12 protein-coding genes are annotated in these 15,564 nt (G+C 45.5%); 5 read left to right on the top strand and 7 right to left on the bottom strand.

Annotation, left to right across the window (positions count from 1 at the left end):
• Positions 1 to 183: 183 nt before the first annotated feature.
• The 4 genes from glmM to rlmE all read right to left on the bottom strand — a co-directional run bounded on the left by glmM (position 184) and on the right by rlmE (position 5,126).
• A complete protein-coding gene (gene glmM / locus PQQ36_RS07220) occupies positions 184 to 1,524 on the bottom strand; it encodes a phosphoglucosamine mutase (protein WP_011079612.1) in 1,341 nt (446 codons plus the stop codon).
• A gap of 28 nt (positions 1,525 to 1,552) precedes the next feature.
• Entirely contained in the window at positions 1,553 to 2,383 is an 831-nt protein-coding gene (folP, locus tag PQQ36_RS07215) for a dihydropteroate synthase (RefSeq protein ID WP_011151083.1), read from the bottom strand.
• Between the two features lie 53 nt (positions 2,384 to 2,436).
• Complete coding sequence (gene ftsH, locus PQQ36_RS07210) at positions 2,437 to 4,389, bottom strand: ATP-dependent zinc metalloprotease FtsH (RefSeq protein WP_039468633.1); 1,953 nt, start codon at positions 4,387 to 4,389, stop codon at positions 2,437 to 2,439.
• Positions 4,390 to 4,496: 107 nt separating this feature from the next.
• Positions 4,497 to 5,126 (bottom strand): 23S rRNA (uridine(2552)-2'-O)-methyltransferase RlmE, encoded by a 630-nt coding sequence (rlmE, locus tag PQQ36_RS07205; RefSeq protein ID WP_011079609.1) that lies wholly within the window; start codon positions 5,124 to 5,126, stop codon positions 4,497 to 4,499.
• A 138-nt stretch (positions 5,127 to 5,264) separates the two neighbouring features.
• Here rlmE and yhbY point away from each other — a divergent pair, with 138 nt between their 5' ends.
• Positions 5,265 to 5,561 carry a ribosome assembly RNA-binding protein YhbY gene (gene yhbY, locus PQQ36_RS07200; protein ID WP_039554561.1) on the top strand — a complete coding sequence of 99 codons (297 nt, stop codon included), beginning with the start codon at positions 5,265 to 5,267 and terminating at the stop codon, positions 5,559 to 5,561.
• Positions 5,562 to 5,633: 72 nt separating this feature from the next.
• On the opposite strand, the gene greA is transcribed toward yhbY, so the two are convergent.
• Positions 5,634 to 6,107 (bottom strand): transcription elongation factor GreA, encoded by a 474-nt coding sequence (gene greA / locus PQQ36_RS07195; protein WP_011079607.1) that lies wholly within the window; start codon positions 6,105 to 6,107, stop codon positions 5,634 to 5,636.
• 528 nt (positions 6,108 to 6,635) lie between these two features.
• On the opposite strand from greA, the gene PQQ36_RS07190 reads away from it, so the two are divergent.
• The 3 genes from PQQ36_RS07190 (at position 6,636) to PQQ36_RS07180 (ending at position 9,656) form a co-directional block, all read left to right on the top strand.
• Complete coding sequence (locus PQQ36_RS07190; RefSeq protein ID WP_011151087.1) at positions 6,636 to 7,640, top strand: porin; 1,005 nt, start codon at positions 6,636 to 6,638, stop codon at positions 7,638 to 7,640.
• 94 nt (positions 7,641 to 7,734) lie between these two features.
• Positions 7,735 to 9,165, top strand: a complete 1,431-nt coding sequence (dacB, locus tag PQQ36_RS07185) for a serine-type D-Ala-D-Ala carboxypeptidase (RefSeq protein WP_045618653.1) — start codon at positions 7,735 to 7,737, stop codon at positions 9,163 to 9,165.
• Positions 9,166 to 9,239: 74 nt separating this feature from the next.
• On the top strand, positions 9,240 to 9,656 hold the full coding sequence (locus tag PQQ36_RS07180) for a YbaN family protein (protein ID WP_011079603.1): 417 nt from the start codon (positions 9,240 to 9,242) through the stop codon (positions 9,654 to 9,656).
• Positions 9,657 to 9,700: 44 nt separating this feature from the next.
• Here the strand turns inward: PQQ36_RS07180 and tyrS are convergent, their stop codons facing one another.
• Positions 9,701 to 10,888 carry a tyrosine--tRNA ligase gene (tyrS, locus tag PQQ36_RS07175; RefSeq protein ID WP_011079602.1) on the bottom strand — a complete coding sequence of 396 codons (1,188 nt, stop codon included), beginning with the start codon at positions 10,886 to 10,888 and terminating at the stop codon, positions 9,701 to 9,703.
• Positions 10,889 to 11,015: 127 nt separating this feature from the next.
• On the opposite strand from tyrS, the gene PQQ36_RS07170 reads away from it, so the two are divergent.
• Positions 11,016 to 12,308 carry a peptidoglycan DD-metalloendopeptidase family protein gene (locus PQQ36_RS07170; protein WP_013571172.1) on the top strand — a complete coding sequence of 431 codons (1,293 nt, stop codon included), beginning with the start codon at positions 11,016 to 11,018 and terminating at the stop codon, positions 12,306 to 12,308.
• A gap of 72 nt (positions 12,309 to 12,380) precedes the next feature.
• On the opposite strand, the gene PQQ36_RS07165 is transcribed toward PQQ36_RS07170, so the two are convergent.
• Complete coding sequence (locus PQQ36_RS07165) at positions 12,381 to 15,563, bottom strand: efflux RND transporter permease subunit (RefSeq protein WP_065090114.1); 3,183 nt, start codon at positions 15,561 to 15,563, stop codon at positions 12,381 to 12,383.
• Position 15,564 lies beyond the last annotated feature (1 nt).

The raw sequence follows: 15,564 nt of genomic DNA, 5'->3' as shown, positions 1-15,564 counted from the left end.
CCTCCTAACTGAAGGCCGAGCAATACTAACGAAAGGTGTCATTCATGACAAGCGAAAAATACAAAAAAAAGAACACAATGCACTGAACGGTTAAAAAAGGGGCAAAATATCAATTTTAACCGAAAAAAAGAGCTACTTTCAAAGTAGCTCCTTTCACATCCTAGAAGATAAGCTTGTGATAATTTAGCAGTTGTCTTTCACTGCTTGTGCTATTTTAAGTGCACTGTTTTGTACAAGTTCACCATCTTCGCCTTCTACCATCACACGAATTAATGGCTCGGTGCCTGATTTACGCAACAGAACTCGGCCTTTACTGCCCAAATCGGCTTCAACGTCTTCCACGGTTTTTTTAACGGCTTCGGCTTCTAGTGGATTACCTTGTCCAGCAAAGCGCACGTTTTCGAGCACTTGTGGGTAAAGTGTCATGCCTTTTGAAAGCTCATTTAGTGATAGTTCACTGCCCACAACAGATGCCAACACCTGCAATGCGGCAACAATGGCATCGCCAGTAGTTACTTTATCCAGCAGAATTACGTGTCCAGAGTTTTCAGCGCCGATCTTCCAACCTTTCTCTAACAGTTTTTCCATCACATAGCGATCGCCAACCGCAGCGCGTACAAATGGAATACCCAGTTGCTTGAGGCCATTTTCCATACCAAGGTTAGTCATAAGGGTGCCCACTACGCCCCCTTTAAGTTCACCACGACGCAATGCATCTCGCGCAATAATATAGGCAATTTGGTCGCCGTCGACTTTATTACCTAAGTGATCGACCATGATAATTCGGTCACCATCACCGTCAAACGCCAATCCTAAATCCGCTTGCTCTTCAACAACACGTTGTTGTAGAGCACGCACATCGGTTGCGCCTACTTCATGGTTAATATTGGTGCCGTTTGGCGTTACGCCCATAGCAATAACATCGGCACCCAGTTCAGTAAACACATTTGGCGCAATGTGATACGTTGCACCATTGGCACAATCTACAACGATTTTAAGTTTTGCTAGGCTCAACTCGGAAGGGAACGTACTTTTACAAAATTCAATATAACGACCAGCCGCGTCGTTGAGACGTGTCGCTTTACCTAATTCTGCAGACTCTACGCATTCGATTTCTTTATCCAACTCAGCTTCAATGGCTAACTCAATATCATCGGGTAATTTTGTCCCTTCAGAAGAGAAAAATTTAATGCCATTGTCATAGTATGGATTGTGAGAAGCCGAGATCACAATACCAGCTTCAGCACGGAATGTTTGTGTCAAGTACGCCACAGCAGGTGTTGGCATCGGCCCAGTAAAAGTCGCCTTTAAACCCGCAGCCGCAAGACCCGCCTCTAAAGCAGACTCAAGCATATAACCTGAAATACGCGTATCTTTGCCGATAATAACTTTTTTCGTTCCTTGCTTCGCTAATACACGACCTGCAGCCCAGCCAAGTTTTAGTACAAAATCGGGAGTAATAGGATACTGACCTACTTTCCCACGAACACCATCTGTACCAAAATAACGTCTTTTATCCGACATGTTTATTCCTTCTTATATTCTTTTTTACTCAGATATTTTTATGCATCATTTGAATGACTCGCATCGCTTCAACGGTTTCTTCGACATCATGAACGCGAATGATCTGAGCGCCTTTCATAGCAGCAATCGTCGCACATGTTACACTAGCCACCATGCACTCTGCAGGCTTTTTGTTCAGTAATTTAAAAACCATCGATTTACGAGACATGCCCGCCAAAATCGGCAAACCTAATTGATGAAATGCCTCTAAATGCGCTAACAGATGATAATTGTGTTCGATGGTTTTGCCAAAACCAAATCCGGGGTCAAGAATAAGCAGCTCTTTAGCAATACCGGCTTCTTCACAGGCTGCAACACGCTCTTCCAAAAATTCGCCGACCTCTTTTAACACATCTTGATAGCTTGGGTTATGCTGCATGCTTCGAGGTTGGCCTTGCATGTGCATCAGACAAATCGGAACTTGGGCTTTCGCGGCAACTGCCAAGGCCCCAGGCTCCAGCAATGCGCGAACATCATTGATGAGATCCGCACCGGCTTCAATGGCTTGCTTCATCACTTCCGCTTTGCTGGTATCAATAGAGATCCAAACATCGTGCTTTTGCCGAATGGCTTGAATTGCAGGAATAACGCGCTTCAACTCTTCTTCCAATGAGACTTCTGGCGCACCTGGACGTGTTGACTCACCACCGATATCAATGATACTCACACCTGCAGCAATCATTCGCTCGGCTTGGGCCAATGCCGCATCAAGCGCATTAAATTGGCCTCCATCGGAAAACGAGTCAGGTGTGACATTAAGAATTCCCATCACAACAGGGAATGAAAGATCTAAGGATTTTTTTTGGGAACGTAGAATCATAGTAGAAATACAAAAACCCCGAGTTGCCTCGGGGTTTCCTTATTAATTAAAACCTATTCTGCATCTTTTTTGTCAGTAGGTTGCTGAACTTCATCTGGTTGAGACTGAGCAGTCACTTCCGGCTCTGCGGTTTTCTCTTCAGCTTTTGCTTCTGATTTTTCCGTTTTCTCCGTCGCCGCTTGATCACCCCAACCCGCTGGTTCACGAATAGTCTCTTTGCGAGCCATCAGATCATCAATTTGACCAGCATCGATGGTTTCGTATTTCATTAACGCATCTTTCATTGCGTGCATGATATCCATGTTATCGATTAGGATTTGTCTTGCACGCTCATAGTTGCGGTCAATCAACTTACGAACTTCATCATCAATCAGTTTTGCGGTGTCGTCTGACATATGTTTAGTTTGTGTCACACTACGACCTAAGAAAACTTCACCTTCTTCCTCCGCATAAAGCATCGGACCAAGTTTTTCAGAGAAGCCCCATTGTGTCACCATCTTACGAGCAATATCAGTTGCACGTTCAATATCGTTTGAAGCCCCTGTTGATACACGATCTACACCGTAAATCAGTTCTTCAGCTAAACGACCGCCATATAGGCTTGAAATCATAGACTCTAAGTGCTGACGAGACATACTGACTCGGTCTTGCTCTGGCAAGTACATGGTTACACCAAGTGCACGCCCGCGAGGAATAATCGACACTTTGTAAACAGGATCATGCTCAGGCACAAGGCGACCAACGATCGCATGGCCCGCTTCATGGTATGCCGTTGACTCTTTGATTTCTTCAGACATCACCATAGAGCGACGTTCTGCACCCATCATGATTTTGTCTTTTGCCAGTTCAAATTCAACCATAGAGACGTTGCGTTTATTACCACGCGCAGCAAATAGCGCCGCTTCGTTAACTAGGTTGGCTAAATCAGCACCCGAGAAACCAGGTGTACCACGCGCAATAAGAGAAGGCTCAACGTCACCGGCTAGCGGTACTTTACGCATATGCACTTTCAGGATCTGTTCACGACCACGTACATCCGGCAGACCGACCACAACTTGACGGTCAAAACGACCAGGACGCAGTAGTGCAGGATCCAAAACATCTGGACGGTTGGTTGCCGCAATAACGATAATGCCTTCGTTACCTTCGAAACCATCCATTTCTACTAGCATTTGGTTTAGTGTTTGCTCACGTTCATCATGACCACCACCAACACCTGCACCACGCTGGCGACCTACGGCATCGATTTCATCAATGAAGATGATACATGGTGAGGCTTTTTTGGCCTGTTCGAACATATCACGAACACGCGAAGCACCAACACCAACAAACATTTCAACGAAGTCAGAACCAGAGATAGTGAAAAATGGGACTTTCGCCTCACCAGCAATGGCTTTTGCCAATAAGGTTTTACCCGTACCTGGAGGACCTACCATCAAAACACCAGTTGGAATCTTACCACCCAGCTTTTGGAAACGACTTGGGTCACGTAGATAATCCACTAGCTCTTTAACGTCTTCTTTGGCTTCGTCACAACCTGCGACATCACCAAACGTCGTTTTGATCTGCTCTTCACTCATCATGCGAGCTTTGCTCTTACCAAATGACATGGCACCTTTGCCACCGCCACCTTGCATTTGACGCATGAAGAATATCCACACACCAATGAGTAGAATCATTGGGAACCAGGAAATAAAGATAGTACCGAGCAAGCTTTGCTCTTCTGGAGGCGTACCTTGTACTTTAACGTTTTGGTTGATCAGGTCGTCCAGCAATTTCTGATCGTATACCGGCATGTAAGTTACAAACTTACCGCCGCCGCCACGTCTAACGAAGGTAATTTCACCGTCTTTAAACGTTGCTTCTTGAATCTGGCCTTGACCAACTTCCTGTACGAATGTGGTGTAATCCACTGCTCTGCCGTTACTTTCTCCAGGGCCAAAGCTCTGAAATACCGACATTAACACGACAGCGATAACCAGCCACAGAATTAAATTTTTTGCCATGTCACTCAAGGTGTCAGCCTCTCGATAACTAATTGTAATTAAAGGTAGGGTACTACAGTTTGTAACCTGTATCTATAGTGTTAACTTTTACCTGTGAGGGCAAATAGTTAACCTTTGTAACCAGTGGCTACAACAAAGACTTCTCGTGAGCGAGCTCGCGATGAATCTGGTTTTCTGATTTTTACGACTTTAAACATGTTTCGGACTTCTTTGACGTATTCATCGAAGCCTTCACCCTGGAAAACCTTTACGACAAAGCTACCATTAGGTGCAAGAACTTGTCGACACATATCTAAAGCTAATTCAACTAAATACATTGCCCTTGGCTGATCGACTGAGTTGTTACCGGCAATATTTGGCGCCATATCTGACATCACAACATCAACCATGTCAGGTTGAATACGTTCAAGCAGCGCTTCCAAAACAGCATCTTCACGAAAATCGCCTTGAAGGAAGGAAACACCAGCGATGGAATCCATCGGCAAAATATCACAAGCAATCACACGACCACTATCACCAACCACTCCAATGGCGTATTGCGACCAACCACCCGGAGCTGCCCCCAGATCAACAACCGTCATACCTGGTTTTAGCAATTTGTCTTTTTGTTGAATTTCTTCAAGTTTAAAGATAGCACGAGAACGGTAACCTTTTCGTCTGGCTTCATTCGCATACTTGTCGTCAAAGTGTTCTTTTAACCAGCGGCTAGAGCTCGCTGAATGTTTTTGTTTACTCATTCTAGTCTCAACAAAGCCAGTTGCAGAGTTATCAATTTAATAGGTCATTCCTATTAATTAATAAATTATAGTCTTCAGCAATAGATGGCGTTAAAATAGGTTTTTTCAACCCTTAGTTTAAATAAAAATGGCGGCGTAATGAACCTAAGCACCAAACAAAAGCAGCACCTAAAAGGCCTGGCTCACAGTTTAAAACCTGTTGTGCTAATGGGCGCAAATGGACTTACTGAAGCCGTGCTAGCCGAAATCGAAATCGCATTGAACTTTCACGAGCTGATCAAAGTAAAGATCTCATCTGAAGATCGTGAAACAAAATTGCTGATTGTTGATGCCATTGTGCGTGAAACTGGCGCAGAGAAAGTGCAAGTAATTGGTAAGACACTTGTACTTTATCGCCAATCTGAAGAGCGCAAGATTGAACTTCCTCGTAAGTAAGTTAAGTGCTTCTTCTAGTCACAAAAGAAAGGTCGCCATTGGCGACCTTTTTGATGTGCGATTGATAGGAAATTATCGGTATTCAACGCTATCAATTTCAAAGTCTTTCATACCACCCGGCGTTGAAATCGCCACTTCGTCGCCTTCCATCTTGCCAATAAGGCCACGAGCTATCGGTGAATTGACAGAGATACGGCCAGATTTAATGTCCGCTTCATCATCACCCACGATTTGGTAGGTTTTTTCTTCTTCGGTATCACAGTCAATCAAAGTAACCGTTGCACCGAAAATAACTTTGCCGTTATTTTCCATTTTGCTCACATCAATCACTTGAGCGACAGAAAGTTTATATTCGATGTCACGAATTTGAGCTTCACAGATGCCCTGCTCTTCACGAGCGGCGTGATATTCTGCGTTTTCTTTCAAGTCACCCAATTCACGAGCTTCAGCGATCGCTTCAGTGATCAGTGGACGTCTTTTTAAAAGTCTTTCTAATTCTTTACGCAGCAATTGCTCGCCGCGAGCCGTCATTGGAACTTTTTCCATTTTCAACCTCAATGCCAAAGTCATCTTTGGACAAAAAAAACCTACCTGACCGAATGATCAGGTAGTCACGGAACGGATTAATTTCGCCTAGTGTAAACAAACTTTGAGCCTAAATCACCTTAATTTCATTCTTGCGTTTACCCAAGCCAAAAAGCCGAAACCACCTATCAATTTTGACAATTTTCACATCAACATCACCGTGAAAAATGCGAGCAAAATATCGACAAATAGATAAAAAACCATAAAAAATCATCAATGTCAGAGGCATGTAAATCAATGTAAATACACTTAAAAACAACAAGTTAACAAAAACAACCACACAATCGAACAGTGTTCATAAGTTGAATTTATATAATTTTACTAACCCATCATGGAACTTTGGCTGTACAACATTGGACGTCAACCAATAACTCTGGCCAAGTATTTGAGATGCATCTCATTTATGAATCTGGAATCATAGTGATAATCTGTGAGATATTCGTCTCACAACAAAAAGATTATGGACAGCTAAACTAGGACAACAAAACAATGAAAAAGACATTAATCGCACTTTCTGTATCTGCTGCTGCAGTGGCAACTGGTGTTAACGCTGCTGAACTTTACAACCAAGATGGTACTTCTCTAGACATGGGTGGCCGTGCTGAAGCTCGCCTATCTATGAAAGATGGTAAAGTTGCAGACAACTCTCGTATCCGTCTTAACTTCCTAGGTAAAGTAGAAATCCAAGACGGCCTATACGGCGTTGGTTTCTACGAAGGTGAATTCACTACTGCAGATGAAGGCGAAAACAAAACCAACAACAACCTAGACAATCGTTACACTTACGCGGGTCTAGGTGGCAAGTTCGGTGAAGTGACTTACGGTAAAAACGATGGCGCACTAGGCGTAATCACCGACTTCACCGATATCATGGCTTACCACGGTAACTCTGCGGCAGATAAAATCGCTGTTGCTGACCGCGTAGACAACATGATCGCTTACAAAGGCCAATTCGACGCACTTAGCGTGAAAGCAAGCTACCGTTTTGCTGACCGTTCAGAAGGCACTGGCGCAAACGATGGTAAATATGTAGATAACGGTCAAGATGGTTACTCTCTATCTGCTATCTACGCTATCGGCCAAACTGGCCTAACGCTTGGTGGTGGTTACGCTGATCAAGACGAGCAAAATGAATACATGCTAGCGGCGTCTTACACTATGGGCGATCTATACTTTGCAGGTATCTACACAGATGGCGAAAAAGCGAAGAAAGACGGCGATTACACTGGTTACGAGCTAGCAGCTAAGTACACTATGGGTCAAACCGTGTTCACCACTACGTACAACAACGCAGAAACGAACAGCCAAACTTCTGCTGATAACTTCGCCGTTGACGCGACGTACTACTTCAAACCTAACTTCCGTGGTTACGTTTCTTACAACTTCAACCTAATCGACTCTGGCGATAAACTAGGTCAAGTTGGTGGCAACACTACAGCTTCTAAGATTGATGCAGAAGACGAGCTAGCACTAGGTCTACGTTACGACTTCTAATTTCAGCATTAACTGAATCGCAAACGCCCGCAACTAGCGGGCGTTTTTTATCCTCGCTATAATCAAGCCATTCTAGATAGATTGGGTTGTCACTATGCGTTTTCTCGCTTCACTTTTCACATCGAGCTTTTGCTTCTTGCTTGCTACTTCTTCCACCATTCAGGCAGAAGAATACTCACCGCTAAGCAACCTCCCAGATGGCAGTAGAAGCAGTATTTGGGTAGAAGACTTACAAAACCAAACCTCTTGGCAAACCTTAGCGCAAAATACCCGCTTTTTCCCTCCAGCAAGCACACTCAAACTGGCCACCGCCCTAGCGGCCAAACTGGAACTTGAAGACGACTTTGCCTTCACCACCGAACTGTTAAGCAATGGCCGTGACATCAGCATTCGTTTCTCTGGCGATCCCACGCTTAAAACCACACATTTAAAACAGCTTTTAGAAGCCTACAAGCAGCAGAATGGCGCGAACATTCGTGGAGACCTTTGGCTCGACAACTCGGTGTTTACAGGCTATGAGCGCGCTGTGGGTTGGCCTTGGGATATTTTGGGCGTTTGCTACAGCGCCCCTTCAAGTGCCATCACATTAGATGAGAACTGCGCTCAGGCCTCTATTTACACATTGGCCGATGGCAATACTCGAGTTTACGTGCCAGAGCAGTACCCGATTCACGTCACAACCAATGCGAAAACCGTCTCTAAAGCGATCCAGCAGAGTAATCATTGCGACTTAGAGCTGTTGACGGGGGATAACAACCAATATCAATTGCAAGGCTGTCTGGTTGAGAGAGACAAACCGTTGCCCCTTAAGTTCGCGATTCAAGACTCAACTCAATACACGAGTCGAACCTTATATACCTTGTTGAGACAGCTCAAAATTGAACTTGGTGGAGAAATTAAAATTGGTGTCATGCCAAATAAAGCCAATGTCATTGCCAGCCACTCTTCAGCTACCTTGCCAGAGTTATTAGACACTATGCTAAAGGACTCTGATAATCTTATTGCCGACAACCTTACCAAAGCGATTGGGGCTCGCTTTTACTTGCAACCCGGTAGCTTTGCCAATGGCACTGAAGCGGTGAAACAGATCCTTTATTCCAAAGCGGGAATCGATCTTTCTCGCGCTCAACTCGCCGACGGTTCGGGCTTGTCGCGTAATAATCGGATCAATCCTATGGATATGATGTCGATCTTGAAATACATCTGGCAACACGACAAAGAGCTCGGCTTAGTGGCATTGATGCCCAAATCCGGAGAGTCCGGCACCCTCAAGTACCGCCAAAGCATGCGCAGTGATCCAGTTAAAGGGCAGATCGTCGCTAAAAGCGGCTCACTTTATGGCAGCTATAACATGGCAGGATTTGTTTTAGATCAGAATGGACAGCCAAGCGCCGCCTTCATTCAATTTATTACCGATTACTATCCTGATAAAAGTGAAGAGAGTGGCAATGTTGCACCTATCACACGCTTCGAGCGTGAGTTTTATCGAGACTTAGTTGAGTTTACACAAGTAAAACACAACTGACGAAAAACAGCACAAGTTGCCATTTAAGCTAAACCCCAGCCATACTTGTTGATATTTGGCTGGGGAATATCATCATGAAACATCACCCAATAAAAGACAAAGAAGCCTTTCGCCGTAAAGGTTACAACTGCATTGGCTGGACGTGTGTCATTCTAGGCACGATTGGCATCACAGTGCCACTGTTACCCACGGTGCCCTTTATCCTATTGGCACTTTACTGTTTCGGGAAATCTTCCCCTGTTTTTCAACAGTGGCTACTCAACCATCCTAAGCTTGGCCCTTTAGCACAGCGCCTTAACAAGAAACAAGGTTTAACGAGGCGAGAAAAAATTCACTCTTTGCTGTTGATTTGGGTATCCATGCTCAGCGTATTATTTTTTGTGGCTTACGGTACGCATTGGCAGTACGCCATTTTGTCACTTCTCCTCTTTGAAACTTGGTTTATATTACGTTTCAAAACCTATCAACAAGCAGAAAAAAAGCGCCTTTAAGAAGGCGCTTTTCAATAACAGTTGAGATGACCTAAAAGATCGTCTTACGCAATGGTGATTCGAGCAAACTTACGTTTACCTACTTGGAACACATAGGTGCCAACGGCTGGTTCTGCTTTGGCATCTTCTACTTTTTCACCGTCCATCTTAGCCGCGCCTTGCTTCACCATACGCATCGCTTCCGATGTTGATGAACATAGCTCTGCTTCTTTTAGCAAGTTCGCCATTGGTGTGCCTGCGGCAAAAGTAAACTCTGGCATTTCATCAGGGATCTGATTTTTCGCAAAACGGTTAACGAACTCTTGCTCTGCCGCATCCGCATCGGCTTCACTATGGAAACGGGCAATGATCTCTTTTGCTAACAGTACTTTGATATCACGTGGGTTTTTACCTGCTGCAACATCCGCTTTGAACTGAGCTAACTCTTCCAATGGACGGAAAGAAAGCAACTCGTAGTAGCTCCACATCAGATCATCTGAGATGGACATGATCTTACCAAACATCTCGCTTGGCGCTTCGCTAACACCAATGTAGTTGTTGGCTGATTTTGACATTTTCTTCTCGCCGTCTAGGCCAACAAGAAGAGGCATCATCAATACCACTTGCGGTTTTTGTCCGTTCGCTTTTTGCAGTTCACGGCCCATTAGCAAGTTAAACTTCTGGTCAGTACCACCGAGCTCTACGTCGGTTTCCATCGCCACAGAGTCATAGCCTTGCAGAAGTGGGTACATAAACTCATGAATAGCGATTGGCTGGCCACCTGCATAGCGTTTTTTGAAATCATCACGCTCTAGCATACGTGCAACGGTCTGGTTTGCCGCAAGACGAATCATGCCTTCAGCACCAAGCTCAGACAACCATTCAGAGTTAAACTGAATTTTTGTTTTCGCAGGATCGAGAATTTTGAACACTTGCTGCTTATAGGTTTCAGCATTGCGTAGCACATCTTCACGAGTCAACGGTGGGCGCGTCGAGTTTTTACCAGTTGGGTCACCGACCATACCAGTAAAGTCACCAATCAAAAATGTCACATCATGGCCAAGATCTTGAAACGCACGCAGCTTGTTCAAAATGACGGTATGACCTAAGTGAATATCAGGCGCAGTTGGATCGGCACCCAATTTAATGCGAAGAGGACGACCTTCTTTTAGTTTTGCGATTAACTCTTCTTCTGGAATCAGCTCTTCAACACCGCGCTTAATCTCGGCTAAAGCGGCTTCAATGCTCGCCATGCTTGTTCACTCCCACAAATTTGGCAAAATATAATAGCTGGACATCTTACTTGAATAGCGATGATTTTTGAAACAAGTTAGACTATTCCGTTGTTAATTTTGTCTTCATAAACCGTATAAACCCGATATGCTTTCAATTTTTGCCCGTCTTCCCATATTGCACAAAGTGCTGATCGGCTTTTTTAGTGCGATGATTTTTGTCGCTCTGTTTCTTTTGCCTGATGCTAATGAACTGCGCCCAAAAGAGAACCGTTTAGAAGTAGGACGCCACTACCCTATTGGCATCGAGATGCAGCGACTGTCAATCAATCCCGTGTTATCTGCCGAATCCTCAGTGCATCGTTGGGAACGCTATCGCGTGAAGGATGGGGAAAGCGCCGCTATCTTATTCCAACGCATTGGCTTATCGGCTTCCTTATTACACCAGTTGATCACCACCAACGATGACATCAAAACTCAACTTTCTCGCCTTAAACCTGGTGACATGCTGCAATTTGGCTTTGATGCACAGGATCAATTAGTCAAACTCAAACGCCAGGTGAATGCCTTCGAAACCTTTGAAATTACTCGAAGTGATACTGGCTACCGCTCTCAGCTTAATAATAAGGAAGTGAACTACCAGTACGCGTATGCCGAAGCGTCCATTACTTCAAACTTTTGGAATGCCGCCATCAGCGCTGGATTGACGGCTAATCAAATAATGGAACTCGCCGGGATTTTTGGCTGGGACATCGACTTTGCACAAGATATTCGTGAACGAGACAGCTTTCGCGTGCTTTATCAAGAACAGGTTGTAGAAGGAGAAGTCATCGGTCGTGGCCGTATTATTGCTGCTATTTTCCGTAACCAAGGCGATACCTTCACCGCCATCTATGATGACAAAACAGGCAACTATTACGACGAGAATGGGCGAGCAATGAAGAAAGCGTTCTTGCGGGCACCTATCGATTTCCGACGCGTAAGCTCTAACTTTAATCCGCGTCGACTGCATCCCGTTACCGGACAAGTCAAAGCACACCGAGGTACCGATTACGTCGCGCCCGTTGGTACACCAATTTGGGCTGCAGGCGATGGTGTCGTACAACAAGCGGGGTACAACCAATTTAACGGTAACTACGTGTTTATCCGCCACAGCAACACTTATCTGACTAAGTATTTGCATCTACAAAAGAAATTGGTCAAGACCGGACAACGAGTCAAACAAGGTCAAAGTATTGGTACTTTAGGCGGGACAGGCCGTGTGACAGGCCCTCACCTGCATTATGAATTTTTGGTCAACGGGGTTCACAAAAACCCCAGAACGGTCAGCTTACCTCAAGCTCAATCGTTGAGCGGACAAGCAAAAGAGACCTTCATCGCCAATTCTAAACTGCGTCTCGATAAATTAGAGCGCTACAGTAAGTTACTGGCAATGAACTAACCCTGCGTCAGCACACGAAAAGCAAAAAGAGAGGCAAGGTTTGCCTCTCTTTTGCTTAATAGGGTTTGGAGATTACAAGCCGACGACTTTTCCAGATTCAGAGCTTGCTGCTGGTGGAATGTCAGTATGAACGTCGTCGATGAGATCTTCTTCGACGTCATCGTCTTCTTTCACACTTCTATGTTCTCGCCCCAACATCAATAAACATGGCGTTAATACTAAAGTTAATACCGTCGCAAACGCCAAACCACCCGCCACAGCGGTTGCCAACTGTGACCACCACTGGGTACTTGGTGCACCGAATTCAATTTTTTGGTTGATCAAGTCGATATTCATTTCCAATACCATCGGCAATAACCCAAGGATGGTCGTCACCGTGGTGAGCATCACCGGCCTTAAACGCTGAACCCCAGTGCGCAAGATCGCTTCTTCCTTGTCTAAACCACGTTGGCGTAATTGGTTATAAGTGTCGATCAATACAATATTGTTGTTCACCACAATACCTGCCAAGGCAATAACACCGATACCCGACATAATAACGCCAAACGGCTTTTGGAAAATCAACAGCCCAGCAAAAACCCCGACCGTAGAGAAGAGCACAGCACTGAGGATCAAAAACGCTTGATAGAAACTATTAAACTGAGTGATCAAGATAAGTGCCATCACCGCCAGTGCGATCATAAAGGCGTTTTGTAAGAACGCGGATGAATGCTCCTGCTCTTCATTTTGCCCTCGAATCCGAAACTCCACGCCCTCAGGCAAGCCAAGCTCACTGAGCGCTTGCTCAATCTTTGGCAGTTCAAGCGCTAAGTTGTAACCCTCTACCATATCCGCCATGACGTTGATCACGCGCTGCCCATCAATCCGTTTGATCGTGTCTTGTTTGGGCTCAGGTTTGATCTGCGCAAAGTTGGTAATCGGCACAAGCCCAGCGGGTGTTTTCACTCTTAACTGATCAAAGCGGCCAATGTCGCGTTTTTCTTCCGGATAGCGTACCAAAATGTCTACTTCTTCATTGGCGTCATCCGGTAAGTAATCACCAATTTTCAAACCATTAGTGACAAACTGGACCGTATTGCCAACCAAAGTCGCGTCAGCTGCAAAACGCGATGCATCGTCACGTCGGATGTCGATTTGCCAATCGATCCCTTCCTTACTGGAAGTATCACTCAAGTTGGTCAGTGCAGGATTATTGTCCGCCCAATGTCGCACCACTTTAGCTGCATCATCGAGGTGCTCAGGGATACGAGATGACATCTCGATCACCAAATCATGCTCCACTGGTGGCCCTGCATCGGGAAATTTATATTCGATCTCAACCCCAGAGAACGTGGATGTAGTTTGTTTTAACTCATCAATAATCTCTTTGACTTTACGCCGATATTGCCAATCCACTGGCGTAATTTGGATCTGGCCAATTTCGTCATCACCACCGGTTCGGGTATAGACACTTTCAAACTCATCATGCCCAAGCATCACTTGTTCGATGTTGCGCATCACGACGTCCTTCTCAAAAATCGACAAGTCACCGTAAGAACGAACTTTAACCGTAAAGAAAGGAGGATCGACTTCAGGGAAAAACTCCGCCCCTAACCCAGCTTTGTTATAGGCAAATCCAACACCACCCGCCATTAGGATCGCGCTTAACAAGATCTTCAATGGGTGTCGAACGGCAATCGCCAAAGTATGGTAGTAAAGCTTGGTGATACCCGTTGCTTTGTCGAATTCACCGTTGTGTAAAGCCACCATACGACGCTGATTCTCACTTGAGACATTTTGTGGCTTGCCAATCAGCCCCCCTAATACCGGCACAAACAACAGTGCCATGATGAGAGACGCTGCTAACGTCGCAATTAAGGTCAAAGGCAAATACTTCATGAATTCGCCCGTAATATCGGGCCAGAAAAGCAGTGGTGCAAACGCAGCTAACGTCGTCGCTGTTGATGCGGTAATCGGCCACGCCATACGTTTGGCTGCGTCACGATAAGCCTGTTTGCGTTCGCCCCCTTCCTGCATGCGGCGATCGGCAAACTCGGTGACCACAATAGCTCCATCCACCAGCATGCCTACTGCCATGATCAGAGAAAAGAGCACCACGATATTAACGGTCAGACCGAACACGGCCAAAACCAATAAGCCAGTGAGGAAGGAGCCCGGAATCGAGATCCCCACAAGCAACGCAGTTCGAACACCCAAAATGGCAATAATGACGATGACCACTAAAATGATCGCGGATAAGATGTTGTTTTGCAGATCATTGAGCATCAACTCAACATCTTCCGACTGATCCCAGGTGTATTTCACCAGCAAGTTGTCTGGCCAATCTGCCCGCTTTTGACCTTCTTCGATCACTCGTTTAACCAACTCAACGGTTTCGATGATATTTTCACCGGCGCGTTTTTTTACATCGAGTACCACGGCCGGTTTACCATCTAGACGAGCAAAAGACTCCGGATCGCGAAAGGCTCTCCGTACTGTCGCCACATCGGCAAACGTAATGACCTGCTTACCATCCACTTTGATTGGTAGCTCTAAGACATCCTTTAATGAATCAAACACCGAAGGCACTTTGACCGAGAAACGGCCATAACCCGTGTCGACAAAACCCGCCGCGACCACTCGGTTGTTCAACGCGATCAGGTTGTATATGTCACCTTGATCGAGACCATAACTTTCCATCAATAAGGGATCGACGATGATTTCGACGATATCTTCACGGTCACCCGCAATATCAACTTCAAGAACTTGGCGATAGCTTTCGAGTTTGTCTCGAAGTTGACGAGCGACTTGAACAATCGTGCGCTCTGGTAACGTACCGTAGAGCACAACAGACAGCACAGGCTCTTCTGAAGCCAGCGTGACCTCATTTACTGTTGGTTCATCACTGTCTGCTGGCAATTTCGGCTTGGCGAGATCCACGGCATCACGAACATCCGCCATCGCCTTTGCCAGGTCTACCCCCACAGTAAACTCCAACATAACCGAAGCATGCCCTTCCGATGCCGTCGACGTCATCTCTTTGACCCCTTCGATAGAACGCAGCTCTTGCTCTATCGGACGTACAAGCAAACGCTCCGCATCCGTTGGAGAGATGCCTTGGTGGCCAACGGAAACGTAAATAATCGGAATGGTGATGTCTGGACTCGATTCTTTGGGAATCGTCATGTAAGTACCAATGCCTGCCAGCAAAATCATCACCAGCAGCGTCATCATGGTACGAGAGCGGGAAAGAACCGCATCTATCACAGATAACATG

The sequence above is a fragment of the Vibrio sp. CCUG 15886 genome, from assembly GCF_028570825.1.
GTDB classification, from domain to species: domain Bacteria; phylum Pseudomonadota; class Gammaproteobacteria; order Enterobacterales; family Vibrionaceae; genus Vibrio; species Vibrio vulnificus_B.
This window is presented reverse-complemented; position numbering and strand designations above follow the sequence as displayed.

Coding starts and splice junctions, on each gene's coding strand:
- PQQ36_RS07190 (WP_011151087.1), top strand. CDS start 6,636: ATGAAAAAGACATTAATCGCACTTTCTGTATCTGCTGCTGCAGTGGCA.
- rlmE (WP_011079609.1), bottom strand. CDS start 5,126: ATGAGTAAACAAAAACATTCAGCGAGCTCTAGCCGCTGGTTAAAAGAA.
- tyrS (WP_011079602.1), bottom strand. CDS start 10,888: ATGGCGAGCATTGAAGCCGCTTTAGCCGAGATTAAGCGCGGTGTTGAA.
- greA (WP_011079607.1), bottom strand. CDS start 6,107: ATGGAAAAAGTTCCAATGACGGCTCGCGGCGAGCAATTGCTGCGTAAA.
- folP (WP_011151083.1), bottom strand. CDS start 2,383: ATGATTCTACGTTCCCAAAAAAAATCCTTAGATCTTTCATTCCCTGTT.
- ftsH (WP_039468633.1), bottom strand. CDS start 4,389: ATGGCAAAAAATTTAATTCTGTGGCTGGTTATCGCTGTCGTGTTAATG.
- dacB (WP_045618653.1), top strand. CDS start 7,735: ATGCGTTTTCTCGCTTCACTTTTCACATCGAGCTTTTGCTTCTTGCTT.
- PQQ36_RS07180 (WP_011079603.1), top strand. CDS start 9,240: ATGAAACATCACCCAATAAAAGACAAAGAAGCCTTTCGCCGTAAAGGT.
- PQQ36_RS07170 (WP_013571172.1), top strand. CDS start 11,016: ATGCTTTCAATTTTTGCCCGTCTTCCCATATTGCACAAAGTGCTGATC.
- yhbY (WP_039554561.1), top strand. CDS start 5,265: ATGAACCTAAGCACCAAACAAAAGCAGCACCTAAAAGGCCTGGCTCAC.
- glmM (WP_011079612.1), bottom strand. CDS start 1,524: ATGTCGGATAAAAGACGTTATTTTGGTACAGATGGTGTTCGTGGGAAA.
- PQQ36_RS07165 (WP_065090114.1), bottom strand. CDS start 15,563: ATGTTATCTGTGATAGATGCGGTTCTTTCCCGCTCTCGTACCATGATG.